The 18147-nt window shown below is 63.0% G+C and carries 17 protein-coding genes and 1 tRNA gene; 5 read left to right on the top strand and 13 right to left on the bottom strand.

Annotated elements, in window-relative coordinates; translation table 11 throughout:
- Positions 1-12: 12 nt before the first annotated feature.
- Positions 13-2538 carry a DNA ligase D gene (gene ligD, locus GRI68_RS03325; protein ID WP_160615863.1) on the bottom strand — a complete coding sequence of 842 codons (2526 nt, stop codon included), beginning with the start codon at positions 2536-2538 and terminating at the stop codon, positions 13-15.
- Position 2539: 1 nt separating this feature from the next.
- Positions 2540-3379, bottom strand: coding sequence for a non-homologous end joining protein Ku (gene ku / locus GRI68_RS03320; protein ID WP_160615861.1), 840 nt, complete (start codon positions 3377-3379; stop codon positions 2540-2542).
- A gap of 138 nt (positions 3380-3517) precedes the next feature.
- Here ku and GRI68_RS03315 point away from each other — a divergent pair, with 138 nt between their 5' ends.
- Together GRI68_RS03315 and GRI68_RS03310 are read left to right on the top strand one after the other, a co-directional pair.
- The gene (locus GRI68_RS03315; protein ID WP_160615859.1) at positions 3518-4273 is read left to right on the top strand and encodes a Crp/Fnr family transcriptional regulator; all 756 of its coding nucleotides are present in this window, start codon (positions 3518-3520) and stop codon (positions 4271-4273) included.
- A 107-nt stretch (positions 4274-4380) separates the two neighbouring features.
- A complete protein-coding gene (locus GRI68_RS03310) occupies positions 4381-5136 on the top strand; it encodes a Crp/Fnr family transcriptional regulator (protein WP_160615857.1) in 756 nt (251 codons plus the stop codon).
- Between the two features lie 4 nt (positions 5137-5140).
- Here GRI68_RS03310 and GRI68_RS03305 read toward each other — a convergent pair whose 3' ends face one another.
- The 10 genes from GRI68_RS03305 to GRI68_RS03260 form a co-directional block, all read right to left on the bottom strand.
- On the bottom strand, positions 5141-5680 hold the full coding sequence (locus GRI68_RS03305; RefSeq protein ID WP_234028701.1) for a DUF421 domain-containing protein: 540 nt from the start codon (positions 5678-5680) through the stop codon (positions 5141-5143).
- Positions 5667-6257, bottom strand: a complete 591-nt coding sequence (locus tag GRI68_RS03300; RefSeq protein ID WP_160615855.1) for a DUF1989 domain-containing protein — start codon at positions 6255-6257, stop codon at positions 5667-5669. The genes GRI68_RS03305 and GRI68_RS03300 overlap by 14 nt, the downstream gene beginning before the upstream one ends.
- On the bottom strand, positions 6254-6976 hold the full coding sequence (gene gntA / locus GRI68_RS03295; RefSeq protein ID WP_160615853.1) for a guanitoxin biosynthesis heme-dependent pre-guanitoxin N-hydroxylase GntA: 723 nt from the start codon (positions 6974-6976) through the stop codon (positions 6254-6256). The genes GRI68_RS03300 and gntA overlap by 4 nt, the downstream gene beginning before the upstream one ends.
- A gap of 89 nt (positions 6977-7065) precedes the next feature.
- Positions 7066-9306 carry a TonB-dependent receptor gene (locus GRI68_RS03290; protein WP_160615851.1) on the bottom strand — a complete coding sequence of 747 codons (2241 nt, stop codon included), beginning with the start codon at positions 9304-9306 and terminating at the stop codon, positions 7066-7068.
- A 163-nt stretch (positions 9307-9469) separates the two neighbouring features.
- Positions 9470-9751 carry a UvrB/UvrC motif-containing protein gene (locus tag GRI68_RS03285; RefSeq protein WP_160615849.1) on the bottom strand — a complete coding sequence of 94 codons (282 nt, stop codon included), beginning with the start codon at positions 9749-9751 and terminating at the stop codon, positions 9470-9472.
- 150 nt (positions 9752-9901) lie between these two features.
- Positions 9902-9978, bottom strand: a tRNA-Met gene (locus GRI68_RS03280).
- A 79-nt stretch (positions 9979-10057) separates the two neighbouring features.
- Positions 10058-10588 (bottom strand): 2'-5' RNA ligase family protein, encoded by a 531-nt coding sequence (locus GRI68_RS03275; RefSeq protein WP_325063752.1) that lies wholly within the window; start codon positions 10586-10588, stop codon positions 10058-10060.
- A complete protein-coding gene (mltG, locus tag GRI68_RS03270) occupies positions 10575-11546 on the bottom strand; it encodes an endolytic transglycosylase MltG (RefSeq protein WP_160615845.1) in 972 nt (323 codons plus the stop codon). Before mltG ends, GRI68_RS03275 begins: the two co-directional genes overlap by 14 nt.
- A gap of 4 nt (positions 11547-11550) precedes the next feature.
- The gene (gene fabF / locus GRI68_RS03265) at positions 11551-12813 is read right to left on the bottom strand and encodes a beta-ketoacyl-ACP synthase II (RefSeq protein WP_160615843.1); all 1263 of its coding nucleotides are present in this window, start codon (positions 12811-12813) and stop codon (positions 11551-11553) included.
- Positions 12814-12913: 100 nt separating this feature from the next.
- Positions 12914-13150 (bottom strand): acyl carrier protein, encoded by a 237-nt coding sequence (locus tag GRI68_RS03260; protein ID WP_006834437.1) that lies wholly within the window; start codon positions 13148-13150, stop codon positions 12914-12916.
- 168 nt (positions 13151-13318) lie between these two features.
- Here GRI68_RS03260 and GRI68_RS03255 point away from each other — a divergent pair, with 168 nt between their 5' ends.
- Positions 13319-13750: a PA2169 family four-helix-bundle protein gene (locus GRI68_RS03255; protein WP_160615841.1), complete on the top strand. Its 432-nt coding sequence runs from the start codon at positions 13319-13321 to the stop codon at positions 13748-13750.
- Positions 13751-13805: 55 nt separating this feature from the next.
- Here the strand turns inward: GRI68_RS03255 and aspS are convergent, their stop codons facing one another.
- Positions 13806-15623, bottom strand: a complete 1818-nt coding sequence (gene aspS / locus GRI68_RS03250) for an aspartate--tRNA ligase (protein ID WP_160615839.1) — start codon at positions 15621-15623, stop codon at positions 13806-13808.
- 188 nt (positions 15624-15811) lie between these two features.
- Here aspS and rnd point away from each other — a divergent pair, with 188 nt between their 5' ends.
- Both rnd and GRI68_RS03240 read left to right on the top strand, forming a co-directional pair.
- The gene (gene rnd, locus GRI68_RS03245; RefSeq protein WP_160615837.1) at positions 15812-17002 is read left to right on the top strand and encodes a ribonuclease D; all 1191 of its coding nucleotides are present in this window, start codon (positions 15812-15814) and stop codon (positions 17000-17002) included.
- Positions 16999-17895 carry a hydrogen peroxide-inducible genes activator gene (locus tag GRI68_RS03240; RefSeq protein ID WP_160615835.1) on the top strand — a complete coding sequence of 299 codons (897 nt, stop codon included), beginning with the start codon at positions 16999-17001 and terminating at the stop codon, positions 17893-17895. The genes rnd and GRI68_RS03240 overlap by 4 nt, the downstream gene beginning before the upstream one ends.
- Positions 17896-18147 lie beyond the last annotated feature (252 nt).

The following is an 18147-nucleotide window of genomic DNA, read 5'->3' as shown; positions in this document are numbered from 1 at the left end:
CGCCGCATTCCATCAGAGGTCGGGGAGCTTCTGCGAGGCGGCTCCCCACCCTGCCAGCGTCTTGCCCGTGGCCCGCTCGACAAGCTTTTCGGCATCGTCGATCGAGAACGGCTTGGCGTCCTTCATTTTCTTGAGCTCATTCCACCCGATTGGCACCGCCACCGGTGCGCCCGAACGGGCCCGCGCCGAATAGGGCACCACGGCGGTGCTCCCGCGCTGGTTGCGCAGCCAGTCGATGAATATCTTCCCCTTGCGCTTGGCCTTGCTCATCGTCGCGATGAAGCGATCGGGCTCCGCAATGCTCAGCGCTTCGGCGAAGCGGCGCGCGAAATCCTTGTGCGCCTCCCAATTGTGTCCGGGCGTGAGCGGCACGACCACGTGGACGCCCTTCCCGCCCGACAGCATCGCGAAGCTGACGAGCCCGATATCGGATAGCCTGGCGCGAATGTCGCGCGCCGCCTGCTTCACATCGGCGAAATCGAGCCCTTCGTCGGGGTCGAGATCGAAGACCATCCGGTCGGGCGCCTCGACATCGTCGGTCCGTGCGCCCCAGCCGTGGAATTCGATCGTGCCCATCTGCACGCATTGGAGGATGCCGCGCGCATCCTCGACATAGAGGTAATCCTCGCTCCCCCCATCCTTCTCGCGGATCGGCACATGATGGACCGCGTCGCCGAATGCACCGCTATCGTGTTTCTGGAAGAAGCACTTCTTCGCGCGGCCCTGCGGACAGCGCACCAGGCTGATCGGTCGGCGTCCGGCAAATGGCAGCATCAGCGGCGCGATGGCTGCGTAATAGTCGGCCAGCGCACCCTTGGTCTGTCCGCTGTCGGGGAACACCACGCGATCGCGGCTGGTGATCTTCACATCCGGCTCGGGCACTGGTGAAGGCGCCGCTTTTTCGGGCACGACCGCGCTGGCGTCCTTGTCGCTGCGCAGGCCGAGATAGCTGCCGTGGCGCACATTTCCGTCGGCAGTGAATTCGGCAAAGGCGATCTCTGCGACGAGTTTGGGCGTCAGCCAGGTCACGCCCCGCGCGCTCGCCTTGTCGGTTTCGACGGGCGGCGTCTTGCGCTCGAGCCGCCGCATCTTCGCCGCCAGATCGTCGAGCTCGTCGGACGTAAAACCGGTCCCGACATTGCCCTTGTAGACCAGCTCATCGGCTTCGTGCTGGGCCAGCAGCAGCGACGCGAAGGGCCGTCCCTTCGCCTTGCTCGCCTTCCACCCGACCACGACGAATTCCTGCCGCCGCGTGCATTTCACCTTCACCCAGGCCTTGCTGCGCGAATTGCGATAGGGCGCGTCGATCTTCTTGGCGATGATCCCTTCCTGCCCCGATCGGCACATCGCGGCATAGAGTTTTTCCCCTGCGCCGATCACATGGTCGGCGACATGGATCGGCCCATCGGCCCCGGCCAGTAGCGCTTCGAGCCTCTCCTTGCGCTCGATATTGGGCAGCTTGGTCAGATCCTCGCCATCGAGCGACAGCAGGTCGAAGCCGTGAAAGGCCAGCGCATCGTCTTTCGACTGGCTGCCATGGCCACGTTTCAGCACTTTCTGCAGCGTCGAGAAGTCGGGGTTGCCCTTGCTGTCATAGGCGACGATCTCGCCGTCGATCAGGCATGCGGGCAGATCGAGCTCGGCAAAGGCACCGACCAGCGGTCCGAACTTCTCGCTCCAGTCCTTTCCGCTGCGGGTATAGACGCGCACCTCGGCGCCTTTCGCGGCGACCAGCGCGCGATACCCGTCGAACTTGATCTCGTGCATCCAGCCATTGCCGGTGGGCACATCGTCGACCAGCGTGGCCAGCTGGGGCTTGGCGAATTTGGGAAGCGGCGCCGCCTTGCGCTTGCGGCGCGGCTTGGTTTCGTTCGCATTGTGAGCCGAAGCCTTTTCCATCTGCGCGAGGAAAGCATCGTCCTTCTTCCCCGCCAGCGGGAATTCGCCGCCCTTGTCGGCCGCGATCTCCGCCATCGAGCGCCCGGTGAGCACGCTGGTGAGTTCGCGTTCGACCAGCGCATCGCCTTCATCGGCATGATCGTCCTGCAATTTGCGCAGCAGCCAGTTCTCGCGCTTCTCGCCAGGCTTTTTCTTCAGGCGGATGAGCAGCCATTCGCCCTTCATCCGTTCGCCCTCGAGGCAGAAATGCAGATGGCCCTCGTCGATATCCTTCGCGCTCTTGCCCTTTATCGGGGCCCAAGTCCCGCGATCCCACAGCATGACCGTGCCGCCGCCATATTCGCCCTTGGGGATGGTCCCCTCGAATTCGGCATAGGACATCGGGTGATCCTCGGTCCGCACTGCCAGCCGCTTGATATCGGGATCTGGCGACGGGCCCTTGGTCACCGCCCAGCTCTTGAGCACGCCGTCGATCTCCAGCCGCAAGTCCCAGTGCAGCCGCGTCGCATCGTGCTTCTGGACAATGAAGAGATTGCCGTCCGCGCTGGCCTGCGCCTTGCCCGATGGTTCAGGCGTCTTCGCAAAGTCGCGCTTGGCGTTGTAGGTCGCCAGTGGATCGGCGCGCTTGCGCTTCGCCATCTCAGGCGCTCTTCTTGCGCTTGGAGGAAGACTTCCCGCCCGAACCCTTCTTGTCGCCCACGGACTTCTTCAGCGCGGCCATCAGGTCGATCACATTGCCGCCCTCTTCGCCCTCGGGCGCGTCGACATCCTCGATCACGGCTGTCTTGCTCTTCGATTTGGCCTTCTTGTTGATCAGCTTCTTCAGCGCATCGACATAGCGATCCTCGAATTCGCTCGCGTCGAAGGGCGCGCTTTTTTCCTCGATCAGCGTGGTGGCGAGATCGAGCAGTTCCTTCTTGGGCTTCGCTTCATCGATGTCGTGGAAGAACGACTGCCCTTTCCGCACCTCATCGGCATAGCGCAGCGTTTCGAGCAGCAGGCCCTTGCCGCACGGCTTGATCGCGACGAGCTTCTCGCTCCCGCGCACCGACAACTGGCCAAGCGCGACCTTCTTTGCCTTGCGCAGCGCCTCGCGCAGCACGACGAAGGCTTCTTCGGCCAGATCGTCCTTCGGCGCGACGTAATAAGGTTTCTCGTAGTAGAGCGGGTCGATCTCGCCGGCATCGACGAATTGCACGAGTTCGAGCGTCTTGCGGCTCTCGATCTTGACCGCCTCGATCTCCTCGTCGTCGAGCAGGACGTATTCGCCCTTCGAAATCTCGTAGCCCTTGATGATGTCGTCGCGATCGACCGGGCCGACGCCGGGTACGGTCTTCTCGTATTTGACCCGCTTGCCACTCGGTTCGTGGATCTGGTTGAACGAGATCTTCGCGCCGGACTTGCTGGCCGAATAGATTTCCACCGGGATCGAGACGAGCGCCAGCCTGATCTGTCCCTGCCAATATGCCCGTGCCGCCATTCCCGTTCTCCTTGCAGCGAATGAGCGCACGACACCCGCGCAAGGTTCCGGCGAACGCCGAACGGGCGCGTGTCTGCCCACTGCTCCGCTCCGCCGTCAGAATTAGGAAAAGTCGGGGCAGCCCTGTAACGCCGCCCCATGTCCGAGCCTCTCGATTTCACGCGCTACCCCCTGACCGGACGCTTTCTGGCCGGACGCGCCCGTCATCTAATGACTTCGTCGCAAGAGCGCCGGCTCGAGGAAATGGTCGCGGAGACCCGCACGCTTGCCACGGGCGAGCGGATCATCGCGCGCGGCGATGTGTGCGACAATTCGACGATGCTCATCGAAGGTTTCATGCTGCGGTCTCTCGAAACCGGCGGAAAACGCCACGCCGTCAGCTTCCACGTGCCCGGGGATTTCGTCGATCTGCATTGCTTCGCGCTCAAGCGGCTCGATCACAATATCGACTGCGTCGGGCCGACCACGATCGGGCTGGTGCCGCACCGATCGCTCAAACAGGCCATGGCGGAAGACGCGGATCTCGGCCGGCTGCTGTGGTTCTCGACCCTGCTCGATGCGGCGATGCATCGCCAATGGATCATGAAGCTGGAACAGCTCACTGTGCCGCGCCGGATCGCCAACATCGTCGCTGAAATCTGGCGTCGGCTCGAAATGGTAGGCCTGGCCGACGACGGCGGGTTCGACACCCCGCTGACGCAGACCAATTTCGCTGAAATGTGCGGCTCGACACCGATCCACGCCAATCGCGCCGTGGGCAAGCTGAGAAATCTCGGGATCGCCGATTTCCGTCGCGGGCGCATCGACATACCCTCGCGCGAAGAGCTCGAGAACTACGCCGATTTCGAACCCGATTATCTCTACGGCGACGGCGACCTGTATTTGCGGGCCTGACCCGATCACGCGCGCAGCGAAAAGAACTTCAAGCTAACATCCGTCAATAGACCGTCTACGGGTGGTCGCCTACTCGCACAGCCAACCGATCACCGTGTGGGGGCACAATGACGTTAGACTACCCACTGACCGGCAATTTCCTCGCCGGCCGCTTGCGCGACAATCTTTCCAAAGACGATCTGGAATACATCGAACGGCTCATCGAAACCGTCGAAGAGCTTCCGGGATCGACCCGGCTCATCAAACGCGGCGACATCGCCAATCGCAGCACGCTCCTCGTCGAAGGGTTCGTTTTCCGGACGATCGAACGCGAAGACCGTCGGTACATCGTCGGCGTGCACGTGCCGGGTGACTTCATCGATCTGCACGGGTTTGCGCTGAAGCGGCTCGATCACAATATCGTCACGGTCGGCAAGGTCACGATCGGCTGCGTCAGCCATTCGACCCTGCAAGAGGTGATGACCGATCGCCCTGGCGTCGCGCGCGCGATGTGGTTTGCCACGCTGCTCGACGCGGCGATCCATCGCAAATGGATCCAGATGCTCGAACAGCTCGATGCGCCGCGACGCATCGCGCATCTCTATTCCGAAATCCGCACCCGGCTCGAACTGATCGGGCGAGAAGTGCCCGGTGCCTTGCGAACGCCGTTCACGCAAACCGATCTTGCCGACATGTGCGGGGTCAGCGCCATCCACGCCAATCGTGCCGTCGGCAAGCTGAGAGAAGCCGGCCTTGGCGAGATCAGGCGTGGCGACTTTTATCCCACCGACTGGCGGCTGCTGGCCGAATACGCACATTTCGATCCCGATTACCTCTACGGCGACGGACCGCTGAAGCTTCGCGGCGACTGGGGCGCGGTCTGATGCGCTAGCCGACGTGTTTGGGGGCGGGAACGTCGCTCAGACTGTCGACCTCTTCATAGGTCGTATCGCATTTCGGGATCACGCTCAGTTTGCCGTTGGTTTCGAGCACGACCCAGTTTGCGTCCTCCAGCTTGAGGCATCCGTTTTCGCGCAGGGCGGCGAGGATTTCCTCGCGCGAAATCCGGGTTTCTTCCATCGCGTCTTCGAGAAATTCGCCACGGTCAGTCAGTAGCGTCGGCTCGGCCTTCACCACCCTGCTGGCTAGGTCGCTCTGTTGAACCCAGCGTGTGGCAACATATTGGAGCAACGCCAGGGCGAGGATGGCGGTCACCGCATCGATCGTCGACACGTTCTTCAGCAGGATCCCGCTCGCGGCGAGGCTGCCGACCGCGACGGTGATTATCCAGTCGAAATTGTTGAGCTCACCGGTGGTCCGCTTGCCGCTCACCCTCACCATGCCGACGATCAGCAGATAGAAGATCGCTGCGGAAAGAACGATCTGGGCGATGCGATCGAACGACGACCAGAAGTTATCGATCGTCATGATCGGCACCCACCTGGTAGTCGATCGGCTTGAAGCTCCCCCCATTCGACGCATAGGCCGAGCACGCGGTGAGCCCCACGATCAGGTCCATTTCGGCGCGCAGCACGATGCGATCGCCAGCCTTGCTCAACGGAGGCTTCACTGCGACCGTGCCTCCCTCAGTCTCGACATTCATGAAGACATTGAATGCGGTCGGGATCGCGTCTTCCCCGATCCCGTAAGGCTGCAACGCCTCGGCAAGATTGCCGAAACAGCCGCGATGGACCGGCTTGTCCGGATAGAAATGTTCGAAGGTTGCCTCGCTGCACGGCGTCAGGAGGAAATCGTGGCACTCGCAGCTGTCCTCGACGATGGTCAGCATGGGGTGCGAGCGATTCGACCAGAGCCGGTTTCCCTTGCCGAGCCTGATCGTCTCTTCGTAATCGAAGGTCCGCCCGTTCGAGAGGACTTCGCCGACATCGTCTGCACTGTAGCACACGAGGTCGGAAACCTGCCCGCCTTCCGGATCGATCACGGTCAGATACTGCCCTTTGGCGACGCGAAACGCGGTGCCGCTGCGTTTTTCAATGCGTTTCATTTGTTCTCCATTCGCGGATCGGAAAAGGGACATTCCCAATTCTCGTCCACGGCCCGTCCGCTGTATTGTCGCGCTTCGCTCGCCGCGCCGTGACGCGCCAGCATGGGGTTGATCGAGCCCGAAAGCGCCTTGTCACGCGCCAGGATGGCTGCGCGAAGTTTTTCGTAACGCCCATCGTCGCGCAACCGCTCGAACTGGTCGTGCAGATTGAAGACGAGGGTGGGATAGGCAAACCGGCGCGCCTCCCGCGAAGCGCCCGGATGCAGCCCGACGATGAAAAAGGCCTCGCCACCGAAACTGAGCGAGAAATGCGAATCCTTTGGATCGCTGCTCACCCGATCGTCGAGCTTTTGTCCGCGCCAGTCATCCTTGGCGGTGAGCGACTGAATTCGCTCCCACATGAGCTGCTCGAATTCCACCTCACTGGTCTCACCGGGCGCTCCGAACACCACGGCGAAACTGCGCAGGGCATCCGGGTCGGTTCGATAGCCCTTCGCCCACGCCAGAAGCCGATCGTGGATCGCCAGATCGTCCCACGCGCTTCGCAGATCGCGGGCCTCGTAGACACGCAGCCAGTCGCGATTGAGCACGGCCTTCGCACCGACGCAGGGGAAGTCGGTGCGCTCGATAAAGCCCCGCAGTTTTTCCTCCAGGGCGACCGTTCGATCATGGTTTCCGGAAGTCTCTTCCGCCGCCGGGCAAGTAGTGGTTGTCGTCATAGCGACACACAGACGCGCGTCGGCGCGCGAAGTTGCAAACCACATATATGTTAGTGGAAATAAATACCCCGCGTCCCTGAAGTTGTCCCCTAGAACAGGAACGATACCGCCGCGCCGAACGTCCGCGGATCGGATCGGAACGTATTGTAGCCGATGAAGCCATAACCCGAGATCGCGTAATCGCGGTTGGTGAGGTTGCGGCCCCAGATGCTCAACCCGATGCCGGGGTCTTCGAGCGTAAGGCTGGCGCGACTGGCGAGCGTGAGCACGTCACCCTGGCTGCGCTCCGCCAAGCCCGCCGGGTCGAGATAGAACCGGCTGCGGTAATTGGCGTTCGCGCTCACGGCGAGTTCGGCGTCGCGGCTCACGCGCGTCTTGTAGAGAATACGCGCATTGGCCGAGAAATCCGGGGCGAAGGGCAGTGGCTTGCCGTCGTAAGCTTCCGCATTGCCGCCGATGGCGCTCTCTTGCCGGATCCGCGCACGGTTCCAGATCGCACCGAGGTCGAGGTCCAGACCGCGCACGGGTGTCCATCCCAGCTGCCCCTCGATCCCGTAGGATTTCGCCGCGTCGAGATTGGACAGCGAGTTCGAAACGATGGTCGAACCGTCGGGCAAGGCGAATTCGACGAAGATCCGCGCCTGCGGATCGCGATAGTCGCTGTAGAAGCCGGCGAGCGAGTAGCGGAGCCCGGCCCCCCTGCCCTTCAGCCCGGCCTCGATCGTGGTCACGGTTTCGGCGGCGAACAGACCTTCATCTGCGTAATGCAGCGCGTTGTTGGCGATCTCTCCGTTGAAGCCGCCCGACTTGTAGCCATTGGCGATCGAGAGGTAGGCGTTTGCAGCGCCCAGATCGTAGCTCAGCGCGGCATTGCCGCTCAGCCGGGTCGTCTGGATGACATTGCCACCCTTTGCCGGCCCCAGCCCATCGCGATCGTTGAGTGCGCGCACTCCGTCGCGGAAGACATGAATGCCCTCACCCTCGCCGCTGATATCTTCATGGGTCAACCGCATGCCCGCCGTCAGCGTCAGCCGTTCGGCCAGCTCGAAAATGTTGTAAGTGAACGCGGCGAGCGAGAGCCGCTCCTGCGCGATATCGGTGACGAGCGTGGCGGCAGGCGCAGGGCTCGCCGGTGTGGGGCCCACGCGTCCCGGTGCGCCGACATAGTTGCACGAGCCGACCAGCGTCTGCGGATCGAGTTCGCCGCACCAGATCGTGTAGCGCTGGCTGAAATCTTCCAGTGATGCCGCCACGCCGAACAGCACCGAACCGCCGGTGAACTGCCGGCTCAGCCGAGCTTCCTCCGAGAACTGGGCGAAATCCCGCGCGTAGGAGAGGTTGGCGTTGAGCGACGGATCGCCGAACGGCGCAGCCGTGCCGTCGAAATCGAAGCCGTAATTCTGGCGATACCCTTCGAACGCGGTGAGCGAGAACAGCTCCCACTCGCCCAGCGGCAAGGTCGCCTCGACCGAGAACCCGTAGAAGGCGTTGTCGCTGTTCTGGATCCCGTCCCCCACGGATTCGATCTGGTGCTTGTCCAGGTCGAGCGAATCGTTGCGCGGCATCGTATTGATGCCTGTGTCCTGCTCGTAATGGCCGCGCGCCAGCAGGTTTGCCCCGTCCCGATCCAGCAATGCGGACACACGGACACCGAACTCGTCGGTCTCTCCCCCCGCTTCGGCAGGCCCGGCGACATTTTCCAGCACCGGCGAACGCCGGACATAAGTCGTGGCAAGGCGCGCATAGGCCCCCTCGCCGATCCGCCCGCCCAGCGCGGCGTCCAAGTCGAGCCGGTCGAAATTGCCGTAGCCTGCCCGCGCATAATTGGCGCCCTCGGCATCCGGCCGGCGGCTGATGAGGTTGACCGCTCCCGCCGAGGCATTGCGTCCATACAGCGTCCCTTGCGGACCCTTGAGAACTTCCACCCGCTCCAGATCGTAGAGCAGCGCGCTGGTCTGCACGTTGGTCGCCTGGAAAACGCCATCGGCATAGACCGCTGCGGCGATCGGCGTCAGCGCCTGATGGTCGACCGCACCGATCCCGCGGATCTGGAAAGCGACCTGCGTGCCGTTGGCAATCGCCGCCTCGACCCCGGGCAGAAGGTCGGCAAGGTCCTCCGCGCCCGTAAAACCCTCCGCCTGCTCGAGCGCTGCGCCATCGAGCAGCAGAACCGACCCGGGAACCCGCTCGATCGTGAGGGGCTGCCGCGTGGCGGTGATAACGATGGAGTCCCCTTCGTCGCGCGCGCCTTCGTCCGCACCCTGCGCCATCGCGCCAGCAGGGATAGTGCAGGCGACCAGCGACATGGCCGCATAACCGGAGGATTTCATTCGGGATCTCGTCGATATGATACGCCGGAGGTGACGCCCGCGCGCCCTAAACGCTCGCCCCGGGCGCAGAAATACACGTTACCGGCTTCTCCACACCCTCTCCGCGCGCGACCCGCGCCAAAAGCGTCGGTGCAGCAAGCGCGCAATCCGTCATTTCAGGTTCTCACTTACGTTTCCGGCCCGACTTGCCGGACGTCTTGAGATCGGGCTTCGGCGGCGGCTTCCAGTCCGGTGGCGGAACCGGCCGCTGTCTGCTCGTGCCCAGGCCCATGGCGCCAGGCCGTTGCCGGATCAGACCCGACGTGTCGGCCTGTTCGGCACCCGCAGCATCCGCTCCGCCCCGCAGGAGATTGATCTGGTCACGAAGTCGCCGTGCCTCCTCGAAATCGAGAGCGTTCGCGGCGGCTTCCATTTCGCGCTGCAGGTCTTCGATCGTCTTTTCCATCACCCATCAACGCATCGGCCCGGGTTTCGGTGCCAATGCGCCTCGGCCCGAGCGCCTTGCGCGCGAGGCCGGGCGCGCGCTGACAACCCGACTTGGCACGACCAAGCTGGTCCGGACCATCTGTGCTCTCGCACTACAAACGTCTGGAAATGGTAGCGGAGGAGGGACTTGAACCCCCGACACGCGGATTATGATTCCGCTGCTCTAACCACCTGAGCTACTCCGCCCCAATCGGGCCTCGCGCGAGCCGTGGCTCGCGGGCGAGGCGCGCACTTAGGGTGCGTTGCGCGCCCGGTCAAGCACCGATCAGGCGCGCGACAGGCCGCGGAACGCGTAAGTCTGGACCAGTTCCCACGGACCGCCGCGGTAGCGGTGCAGTTCGAGCGCGGGAAACTGGAAATCGCGCGGCTTGAGGACCTTCTCGATCTCCTCCTGCACCGCGCTGGCGCGATTGTTGGAAACCTTGTTCTGGATCGTGATGTGGAGCTTCTTGCCGCCTTGGTCCTGCTGGGTGAGCAGGCCGTGAAAGCGATTCTGGAGCTCGTCGCGAATCCGGTCCATCCCTTCGCTTTCGACCTTGATCGCAGTGCCGCCCCCCAGGTTCATCACGCCCGTCACGCGGGCGTCGACGGGGCCGTATTGACCCGCCAGCACCGCGCAACAGCCCTTTACCTCTTCCAGCGCGAAGGGCGGCAGCGCATGGAACAGCGTCACATGCGCATCGAGGAAGTTCTGCTTGCGCGGGAAATGCGCGCGCCTGAGCCCTGTGGCCCATGCACCGACATCGCGCGACAATTGCGCGGTCATGATCAGCGGTGCGTCGTCAGAGTTCTCCACGTTCCCTCCTGATGGCAAACCATTTTTCGACATTATCGCGGTGTTCTTCGTAGGTGGACGCGAACACGTGCCCCCCGGTTCCGTCGGCCACCATATAGACCGCGTCGGTTGCTTCGGGGTTTAGCACGGCTTCGATCGAAGCGCGCCCCGGATTGGTGATCGGCCCGCGCGGAAGGCCCGCCATCGAATAGGTGTTGTACGCATTGACCGCGTCGATCTCCGATTGCTTGATCCGGCGGCCGAGCGGCTTGCCCTTGGTGATCGGATAGATGATCGTCGGATCGGCCTGAAGGCGGATGCCCTGCTTGAGGCGGTTCGAATAGAGCCCTGCCACCATCCGCCGTTCGGACGGTTTTGCGGTTTCCTTTTCGACGATCGAGGCCAGCGTGAGTGCTTCCTCGGGGCTCGTCACCACCAGATCGGGCGCGCGCTTTTCCCAGGCTTCGTGCAGCACGCGCTGCATCGCGGTCTGCATCCGGCGGATGACGTCCGCCCGGTTCTCGCCGCGCTCGAAACTGTAGGTCTGCGGCAGGATCGAGCCTTCTTCGGGAATCTCGATCTCGCCGGTCAGCAGCGGATTGGCCATCAAGCGTTCGTGGACCAGGATAGATGGCAGGCCTTCGGGGATCGTGATCTGGCGATTGATCACGTCGCCATCCTGCATCAGCCCCAACAGGTGCGACGGGCTGGCTCCGGCGGGAAAGGCGAATTCGCCGGCCTTGATCGGGGCGTTTCCGCCCAGGATCTTGGCCCGCAGCAGAAAGCCGGAGGCGGAGGAGAGCAGCCCCTCCTCCTCCATCTTGTCGGCGACGCTGGCGAGGCTCGACCCCTGGGGCACGATGAAGTTCGTGTCTTCGTCGAACGGGCCGCCCGCATACCACGGCACCAGCAGGTAACCGAGGATGGCGAGCCCCGCCGCGACCAGCGCCCCACCGAAAATGACGCCGCGGCGCTTCATGTGATCAGTCCCCGACCGCTTTCATGATCAGCGAGGCATTGGTGCCGCCGAATCCGAAGCTGTTGTTGAGCACCGCTTTCACTTCGCGCTTCTTGGCCGTGTGCGGCACAAGGTCGACGCCCTCGGTGCCTTCGTCCGGATCGTCGAGATTGAGCGTCGGCGGCACGATCTGGTCGCGCAGTGCGAGGATGCAGAACACCGCCTCCACCGCACCGGCACCGCCGAGCAAGTGGCCGATCGCCGATTTGGTCGAGCTCATCGACGCACCGCACAGATCGTCGCCCAGCACGCGCTTGACCGCGGCAAGTTCGATCGTGTCGGCCATGGTCGAGGTGCCGTGAGCGTTGACGTAGTCGATATCGCAGGGCTCGAGGCCGGCCTTCTTCAGTGCCATGCGCATGGCGAGTTCGGCGCCCCTGCCTTCGGGATGCGGCGCCGTCACGTGATAGGCATCGCCCGAAAGGCCATAGCCGACGACTTCGGCATAGATTTTCGCGCCGCGCGCCTTGGCGTGTTCGTATTCTTCCAGCACCAGCACGCCCGCACCCTCGCCCATGACGAAACCGGCGCGGTTCTTGTCGTAGGGGCGGCTCGCCTTCTCCGGCTGGTCGTTCATGTCGGTGTTGAGCGCGCGCGCCTGGGCAAAGCCTGCGATGCCGAGCGGGTTTACGGTGGATTCCGAACCGCCAGCCAGCATGATGTCGGCATCGTCGTCGCGAATCATGCGCGCGGCATCGCCGATCGAGTGCGCCCCGGTGGAGCACGCGGTGACCACCGCATGGTTCGGTCCCATCAGGCCATAGCGGATCGAGACCTGTCCGCTGATCAGGTTGATGATACGGCCATGGACGAAGTGCGGGCTGACCCGGCCGGGGCCGCGTTCGTGCAGGTTGACCGATTCCTTTTCGATCCCCGGCAGACCGCCGATACCTGCGCCGATCGACACGCCGGCGCGCTCTTTCGTGGCCTGGTCCATGTCGGTGAGACCGGCGTTCTCAAGCGCCTGTCCGGCGGCATCGAGGCCGTAGACAATGAAGGGATCGACCTGGCGCTGGATCTTGGGATCGACGCGTTTATCGGCGTCGAAGCCCCATTCGTGATCCTTGTCCTTCACCTCGCAGGCGATCGTCGCCTTCTGGTTCGAGGCGTCGAAACGGGTGATCTGACCCGCCCCGCTTTTGCCTTCGATGAGGTTTTTCCACGAGGTTTCGACATCGCCCCCAAGCGGGGTGACGAGGCCCAGTCCGGTAACGACCACTCGACGCATTCAACTTCTCCGAAAATACAACAGGCCCGGCCCGCAAATGGGGTCGGGCCTGTCAGGCCGCGCCGCCGTTCAGCGCGCGGTATAGAACAAAACGGCTGGCTTAGCCCTTGTGCTCTTCGATATATTTGGTCGCATCACCAACGGTGGTGATCTTCTCGGCAGCATCGTCGGGAATTTCGACGCCGAATTCCTCTTCGAACGCCATGACCAGCTCGACGATGTCGAGGCTGTCGGCGCCCAGATCATCGATGAAGCTGGCTTCCTGGGTCACCTTGTCGGCTTCGACGCCAAGATGTTCGACGACGATCTTCTGCACGCGGTCAGCGGTATCGCTCATTTACGGCCCTCTCTGAATTGGGGTGTTGTCAATTACCTTGCCACCTAGTGAACGACGGGGCGCAAGGCAAGGGCAACTCGTCCTGATTTAGGGCAATGTGTCGGACCTTGCACCCGGTTCGTCGGTTGAGAAAGCACACAACCACACGAACCCAAGGGACGCACAACCATGAGTACCACGACATTCAAGAGCCTCACCGACACCACGTTCGATTCGGTCGAAGGCTATCGCAAAGCGGCAGAGAAAGCAGACAGCGCACAATTGCAGCAGGCCCTGCAACAACGCCGTCAGCAACGCGAGCAGACCCTGCAGCAAATGAACGCCGAGCTTCAGCGCCAGGGCGACCAGCTCGTAACCGAGGGTACGATGACCGGCGAGGCACACCAGCTATGGGCCAGCATCACCACCGCCTTCGAAAACAACGACGAAGCCGCAGCCCAGCGGGTCGAGGAAGGCGAAGACTACATCGCCAAGAAGTTCAGCGAAGCGCTTGAAAGCGATCAACTCGAAGCACAGGAGCGCGCCGTCGTGCAGCAGTGCTATGACGAGATTTGCCAGGGCGAACGCTTCGGCGACGTGATCAAGCACCAGATGGACTGATCACCCCATCCGATACGATGAAAGGGCGCGGGACGATTCCCGCGCCCTTTTCATGTCATTCGCCGATATTGTCGACGCGCGCTGCTTCGGGCGCATCGGCTTTCGGCTGTTCGACGGTGCGGATATGCACATCGCGCAGCTGCGCATTGCTGACCACCGACGGCGCGCCCATCATGAGGTCCTGCGCCTTCTGGTTCAGCGGGAAGGCGATCACTTCGCGAATGTTCGGCTCGTCGGCCAGCAGCATCACGATGCGGTCGATCCCCGGGGCCGAACCGCCATGCGGCGGCGCGCCGAGCTTGAACGCCTCGATCATGCCGGAGAAGTTCGCGTCGACTTCTTCCTGCGAATAGCCGGCGATCTCGAACGCCTTGTACATAATGTCCGGGCGATGGTTCCGGATCGCGCCCGAGCTAAGTTCGTAGCCGTTGCAGACGATGTCGTACTGCCAGGCGAGGATATCGAGCGGGTCCTTGGTTTCCAGCGCTTCCATCTCGCCCTGCGGCATCGAGAAGGGGTTGTGGCTGAAATCGACGCGCTTCAGTTCCTCGTCATATTCGAACATCGGGAAATCGACGATCCAGCAGAACTTGAAGCAATCCTGTTCGATCAGGTCCAGTTCCTCGGCCACGCGGGTGCGCGCGGCACCGGCCAGCTTGGCGGCGTCCTTTTCCTTGCCCGCGGCAAAGAACAGGCCGTCATTCTCGCCCAGACCCAGCTCGGCATAGAGCTTTTCCATGCCTTCGGTACCGTGGTTCTTGGCGATCGGCCCGCCGAACTTGCCCTGCTTGCGGGTGACGTAACCCAGACCGGCGAAACCTTCGCGGCGCGCCCAGTCGTTCATCTCGTCGAAGAACTTGCGGCTCTTCTCATGCGTGTTGGGTGCGGGGATCACGCGCACGCGGCCCCCGCCGCCCACGATCTTCTCGAACAGGCCGAAGCCCGATTTCTCGAAGTGCGCGGTGACGTCCGAAATGATCAGCGGGTTGCGCAGGTCGGGCTTGTCGCTGCCGTATTTCAGCATCGCCTCGGCATAGGGGATGCGCCGGAATTCGCCCGCCGGGGTCACGCTCTTGCCGTTCGAGAATTCCTCAAACACGCCGGCCAGCACAGGCTCGATCGTGTTGAACACGTCTTCCTGCGTGACGAAGCTCATCTCGAAGTCGAGCTGGTAGAACTCCGGCGAACGGTCGGCGCGCAGGTCTTCGTCGCGGAAGCACGGCGCGATCTGGAAATAGCGGTCGAAGCCGGCGACCATCAGCAGCTGCTTGAACATCTGCGGCGCCTGCGGAAGCGCGTAGAAGCGGCCCGGATGCAGGCGGCTCGGCACCAGGTAGTCGCGCGCACCTTCGGGGCTGGAAGCACCCAGGATCGGCGTCTGGAATTCGGCGAAGCCCTGCGCGTTCATGCGATTGCGCAGCGACGTGATCACCCGGTTGCGCAGCATGATGTTGGCGTGGACGCGCTCGCGGCGCAGGTCGACGAAACGGTATTTGAGGCGCGTTTCTTCGGGATAGTCTTCCGCCGAATTGACGATCAGCGGAAGTTCGTCGGCACGGCTCTGCACCTCGACCGACTTGGCGAAGACTTCGATCTCGCCGGTCGGCAGGTTCGGGTTCACCGCGACATCGGCGCGTGACTTGACCACGCCATCGATGGTGACGACCGATTCCAGCCGGATCTTGTCGAGAATCGGCAACGCCGGGCTATCCTCATCCGCAACGATCTGGGTGATTCCGTAATGATCGCGCAGGTCGACGAACAGCACGCCGCCATGGTCGCGCTTGTTGTGCACCCAGCCGGACAGGCGGACGGTGTCACCGACATTGTCTTTGGTGAGTGCGGCGCAGTTGTGGGTACGATAGGCGTGCATGGGGACTCTTTCCATTGCGGACGTTATGGCGCTAAAGGCGCGCCCGTCATTTTGACATTCCATCCGGGCGTGATTTCGTGGAGAGCGCATAGGCGCTTTGCGCGCGCGTCAACAGGGGAAGCGGCGGCTTTTGTCAAGCCGTGCGGCCTCCGCCGGACGGTGAACCGTCCGCTGCAAACGGGAATACGATGAAGATCCATCCGCTGATTACCACCACCGAAGACCTTGCCGACCTTTGCGACCGGCTGGCGCAGCACGATTTCGTTGCCGTCGACACCGAGTTCATGCGCGAGAACACCTATTACCCGCTGCTGTGCCTGGTGCAGCTGGGGAACGAGGAGGAAGCTGCCGCGGTCGATCCGCTGGCGGATGACATCGACCTCACCCCGATGCTCGACCTGCTGTGCAAGAACGACGAGGTGCTCAAGGTCTTCCATGCCGGCGGGCAGGATGTGGAAATCTTCTACAACCTCACCGGCACCACCCCGCAGCCGATTTTCGACACCCAGATCGCGATGATGGCGGTCAGCCAGTCCGAACAGATCGGCTATGCCAATCTCGTTGAAAGCTGGCTCGGCACCACGGTCGACAAGGGCGCGCGCTTTACCGACTGGAGCCGCCGTCCGCTGACCGATCGCCAGCTCGAATATGCGATCGGCGACGTCACCTATCTCGCCACGATCTTCCCCATGTTGCTCGAAAAGCTGGTCAAGACCGGGCGCGGGGCATGGCTCAACGCCGAGATGGAAAAGCTCGCCGACCCGGCGAATTACGCGGTCGATCCCGATCAGAGCTGGAAGCGCGTGCGCGCCGGCGGGCGCAATCCGCAAATGCTGGGCCGGTTGAAGGCGCTGGCCGCCTGGCGCGAGCTCGAGGCGCAGGACAAGGATATCCCGCGCGGACGCATCGCGCGTGACGAGACGATCGCCGACCTTGCCAGCCATCCGCCCAAGAAGCAGAAGGATCTCGCCAAGGTCCGCGGCTTGTCGAAGACCTGGGCCGAAAACGAGATCGGCAAGCGGCTGATGAAGACCATCGCCAATGCCGAACCGCTGCCCAAGGACGAGATGCCCAAGCGCAAGATCGGCGCCCCGCTCGGCAAGGAAGGCGCGCTGGTTGCCGACCTGTTGAAGCTGCTGCTCAAGATCCGTGCCCGCGAGATCGAAGTCGCCTCGCGCCTGCTGACCAAGTCGGATGAACTCGAAGCACTCGCCGCCGGGCAGCGCAGCGACCTGCCGATCCTCGAAGGCTGGCGCTACGAAGTGTTCGGCCGCGACGCGCTCGAACTCGTCGAAGGTCGCACCGGCTTCGCGGTCGAGAACGGTCGGCTGAAAATGAGCAAGATCAGCGACGAACCGCCCGAGGGGCCGCAAGGGTGACCATCCACCTGCCGACCCTGCGCCAGTTGCAATATCTCGTCGCGCTGCACGAGCACGGCCATTTCGGGCGCGCGGCGGATGCCTGTGCGGTGTCGCAATCGACGCTGTCGGCGGGGCTGCGCGATCTCGAAACCGCGCTCGACGTTACGCTGGTGGAGCGGACGCGGCGCTCGACGCGGTTCACCCCGCTGGGCGAGAAAATCGTCGCCAAGGCGCATCGCGTGCTGCGCGAGGCAGAGGAATTGTCCGACCTCGTCCAGGCGAGCGGCAAGCCGCTGACCGGCGAGATCCGGATGAGCGTGATCCCCACGATCGCGCCCTTCCTGTTGCCGCGCATGCTCCCACGCCTGCGCAAGGAACGGCCCGACCTCAAGCTGTTCCTGCGCGAGGAAACCAGCGCCGATGCGATAGAATCGCTCCATCACGGGCGCGCCGATTGCGTACTGCTCGCCCTGCCCTTCCCCACCGGCGAGAGCGAGCAGGAAATCATCGAGCTCGACGCGCTCTACGTCGCCTTCCCGGCCGACGATCCGCGCGATCCCCCCGCCGAGATCAAGCCCGAACTGATCGACGAGGCGCGCCTGCTGCTGCTCGAAGACGGCCACTGCCTTAAGGATCACGCACTGGCCGCCTGCAACCGCCCCGAAATGCGCGCCAATGCAACCATGATCGGCACCAGCCTCCACACGCTGGTGCAGATGGTCGACAACGGCCTCGGCGTGACGATGCTGCCCGAAATGGCGATCGATGCGGGCATCCTCAACGGCACCAAGGTGGTCGCCCGCCCGCTCAAATCGGATTCGCCCAACCGCGAGATTGCTCTCGTCTGGCGCAAAGGCTCACCGCGGGCCGAGGAATTCCATCTGCTGGCCGAGGAATTGCGAGCCGGGTGAGCGGCGGCGGCGTTTGGTTTGCAAGCGGACAATCAGCGCAAGAGCCATTTGCAGACTTTGCGTGAAAGGTCAGCTTTGCGCCCCAACTTCAGCCATTCGGTGGCATGTTCGATCTACCCGAAAGCAGACGTCGCTAGGATGAAGATTGAATGGGTGATTGGTAAGATCCGGAACGACAAGTCTGGGGCAAGAATTGGGGTTGAAAGTGGCCAGACAGCTTGCAAATTGCCGATCCTGACGATGGTGTGTTGA

Source organism: Alteriqipengyuania halimionae (assembly GCF_009827575.1).
In the GTDB taxonomy this organism is placed as follows: Bacteria; Pseudomonadota; Alphaproteobacteria; order Sphingomonadales; family Sphingomonadaceae; genus Alteriqipengyuania_A; species Alteriqipengyuania_A halimionae.
Note: the sequence above shows the minus strand (reverse complement) of the source record. Positions and strands in the feature narration are given on the sequence as shown.

What these genes read in the sequence shown, in the direction of transcription:
- ligD (WP_160615863.1), bottom strand. Translation starts at nt 2,538, where the DNA reads ATGGCGAAGCGCAAGCGCGCCGATCCACTGGCGACCTACAACGCCAAG.
- ku (WP_160615861.1), bottom strand. Translation starts at nt 3,379, where the DNA reads ATGGCGGCACGGGCATATTGGCAGGGACAGATCAGGCTGGCGCTCGTC.
- GRI68_RS03315 (WP_160615859.1), top strand. Translation starts at nt 3,518, where the DNA reads ATGTCCGAGCCTCTCGATTTCACGCGCTACCCCCTGACCGGACGCTTT.
- GRI68_RS03310 (WP_160615857.1), top strand. Translation starts at nt 4,381, where the DNA reads ATGACGTTAGACTACCCACTGACCGGCAATTTCCTCGCCGGCCGCTTG.
- GRI68_RS03305 (WP_234028701.1), bottom strand. Translation starts at nt 5,680, where the DNA reads ATGACGATCGATAACTTCTGGTCGTCGTTCGATCGCATCGCCCAGATC.
- GRI68_RS03300 (WP_160615855.1), bottom strand. Translation starts at nt 6,257, where the DNA reads ATGAAACGCATTGAAAAACGCAGCGGCACCGCGTTTCGCGTCGCCAAA.
- gntA (WP_160615853.1), bottom strand. Translation starts at nt 6,976, where the DNA reads ATGACGACAACCACTACTTGCCCGGCGGCGGAAGAGACTTCCGGAAAC.
- GRI68_RS03290 (WP_160615851.1), bottom strand. Translation starts at nt 9,306, where the DNA reads ATGAAATCCTCCGGTTATGCGGCCATGTCGCTGGTCGCCTGCACTATC.
- GRI68_RS03285 (WP_160615849.1), bottom strand. Translation starts at nt 9,751, where the DNA reads ATGGAAAAGACGATCGAAGACCTGCAGCGCGAAATGGAAGCCGCCGCG.
- mltG (WP_160615845.1), bottom strand. Translation starts at nt 11,546, where the DNA reads ATGAAGCGCCGCGGCGTCATTTTCGGTGGGGCGCTGGTCGCGGCGGGG.
- fabF (WP_160615843.1), bottom strand. Translation starts at nt 12,813, where the DNA reads ATGCGTCGAGTGGTCGTTACCGGACTGGGCCTCGTCACCCCGCTTGGG.
- GRI68_RS03260 (WP_006834437.1), bottom strand. Translation starts at nt 13,150, where the DNA reads ATGAGCGATACCGCTGACCGCGTGCAGAAGATCGTCGTCGAACATCTT.
- GRI68_RS03255 (WP_160615841.1), top strand. Translation starts at nt 13,319, where the DNA reads ATGAGTACCACGACATTCAAGAGCCTCACCGACACCACGTTCGATTCG.
- aspS (WP_160615839.1), bottom strand. Translation starts at nt 15,623, where the DNA reads ATGCACGCCTATCGTACCCACAACTGCGCCGCACTCACCAAAGACAAT.
- rnd (WP_160615837.1), top strand. Translation starts at nt 15,812, where the DNA reads ATGAAGATCCATCCGCTGATTACCACCACCGAAGACCTTGCCGACCTT.